At 64.7% G+C, this 2,175-nt stretch carries 3 protein-coding genes; all 3 read left to right on the forward strand.

The window, feature by feature from the left end:
* Positions 1 to 598 precede the first annotated feature (598 nt).
* Positions 599 to 988, forward strand: coding sequence for an IS66-like element accessory protein TnpA (gene tnpA, locus ACFPN9_RS27815; RefSeq protein WP_066733952.1), 390 nt, complete (start codon positions 599 to 601; stop codon positions 986 to 988).
* Positions 985 to 1,332, forward strand: a complete 348-nt coding sequence (tnpB, locus tag ACFPN9_RS27820) for an IS66 family insertion sequence element accessory protein TnpB (RefSeq protein WP_067989833.1) — start codon at positions 985 to 987, stop codon at positions 1,330 to 1,332. The genes tnpA and tnpB overlap by 4 nt, the downstream gene beginning before the upstream one ends.
* 112 nt (positions 1,333 to 1,444) lie before the next feature.
* The coding region (locus ACFPN9_RS27825; protein WP_377817947.1) for an IS66 family transposase at positions 1,445 to 2,175 on the forward strand (731 nt) is incomplete at its 3' end.

Below are 2,175 nucleotides of genomic sequence, written 5' to 3' on the forward strand. Positions count from 1 at the left end.
ATCGGGGATCTCTCGGTTCAGGGTTGGCGTTCGCAACCCAAACCTAACCGGCAATCGCCGATGACCACCCTCAGCTACACCACGCTATGGGACACGACCTCAAAAACTGATAGCGATAGTCAGATCGCATCTGACGCCAACCACGCGGGTACGGCGCGACCGCGCACCATTTCACGATCGATGAGCTGCGGGCGAATAGTGATACTGAAGAGGTCGCTTCGCGGGGCTAGAGCGGTTTCTGCCTAATCCGATTCACGGCGGGTTTCCAAATTGCGGCAGGTCGGATTTCGTCTTCGGAGCGAGGGAGATGCTTTATGTCGCACGCCTACAGTCAGGATTAGCGGGATCGTAAGATTGACGCGGCGCTGAAGGATAGGTCGGCTTTGTCTAACGGACCGGGCGCAGTCCAGAAGCCCCTTCGGCACGCTCTGCGGCGGCGCGGTTCGGCGTGGGCATCGCGACCGCCATCGTCAGGGTGCACCGTGCGCAGGAGAGTAAGCCTGCGCCGGCGGCCGCCTTGCGCATGTGGATTTCGGCCTCCAGCTTCTCGTGTTTCTGATCCGGCAGCAGTGCCGGCAGTACTGCTGGAGAGCTCGGCGTGGATGATGAGACCTATGTCCGGCGACGCCGTTGGAGCCTGGACGAGAAGCGCGCGGTCGTGAGCGAGGCGCTGTCCAGCGGGAACGTGATTGCGACCGCAAAGCGTCATGGCATCCAGGCGCAGCAGATCTACCGGTGGCGCGAGCGGCTCGGCGAGCGCCAAAGCCCTGCAGCGTTTCTTCCCGTGTCGGTCGCGGCTGACGCTGTGCTTCCCAGTCCGGCACCGGTGCTGGATGAGGACAACCGAGGCGACAGTCCAGGAGCGATGCTGGACCGAAGCCCGCGGGTTGAGATCGTCCTGTCGTCGGGTCGGCGCATCATCGCCGAGGGTGGTCTCGATATCGATGCGATGGTGAGGCTCGCGCGGGGGCTCGAGGCTATTCGATGATCCCGGTCCCGGTTGGCGTGAAGGTGTGGCTGGCGACAGGCCATGTCGATATGCGCAAGGGGTTCGCCTCACTGGCGCTGGTGGCGCAGGAGGTCCTGAAGCGCGATCCGCTGAACGGCCACGTGTTCTGCTTTCGGGGACGTCGCGGCGACCTTTTGAAGGTGATCTGGCACGACGGTCAGGCGGCGAGCCTCTATGTGCGCCGGCTGGAGAAGGGCCGCTTCCTGTGGCCGTCGCCGGCCGACGGCGTCGTCTCCATCACACCCGCTCAGATGGGCTATCTGCTGTCAGGGATCGACTGGCGCAATCCAGTGGAGACCTGGCGGCCGACCGCGATCGGATGACGCCTTTTGGCTTGCGTTCGCGGAGGGATATGATTCCATCGCGTGCATGCGAACGCCTGTCTCGTCACGGTCCGCGCCGAGCCTGCCGACGGATCTGGCGGCGGCGCATGCGATGATCCTGGCTGAGCGCCAGGCCCGCGTCGAGGCTGAAGCCGCAGCGTCGCGCCTGGGCGCCGAGGCGCTCCAGCTCAAGGCGACCGCTTCCTCTACCCAGGCGATGATCGCGCATCTCAAGCTGATGATCGAGAAGCTGCGCCGCGAGCTCTACGGCCGGCGCTCCGAGCGCACGGCACGCCTGATCGACCAGATGGAACTGCAGCTCGAGGAGTTGGAGGCCCAGGCGACGGAAGACGAGATCGCTGCGCTACAGGCGGCGTCACGCCGCGCGGCGACGACGCCGGCTGCGCCGCGCCGGCACCCGGTGCGCAAGCCGTTTCCCGAGCATCTGCCGCGCGAACGGGTTGTGGTTCCCGCACCGGCGTCGTGCCCATGCTGCGGTTCGCTGAAGCTGTCGAAGCTCGGCGAGGACGTGACCGAGACGCTGGAGGTGATCCCGCGCTCCTGGAAGGTGATCCAGACCGTACGAGAGAAGTTCACCTGCCGGTCCTGCGAGGTGATATCCCAGCCGCCGGCGCCGTTCCATGTGACGCCACGCGGCTTCATGGGGCCGGACCTGCTGGCGATGATTCTGTTTGAGAAGTTCGGGCAGCATCAGCCGCTAAACTGTCAAACGGCGCGCAATATTGGGTCTGACGCAGTTCTGCTGACGCTTGGGGTCATTGCGCGCCGATCAGACGGGCTTGGAGGAGATCGATCTTTCCGCGGCCGTACATTTGGCGTTTG

The sequence above is a fragment of the Allobosea massiliensis genome (assembly GCF_042655245.1).
GTDB lineage: Bacteria > Pseudomonadota > Alphaproteobacteria > Rhizobiales > Beijerinckiaceae > Allobosea > Allobosea massiliensis.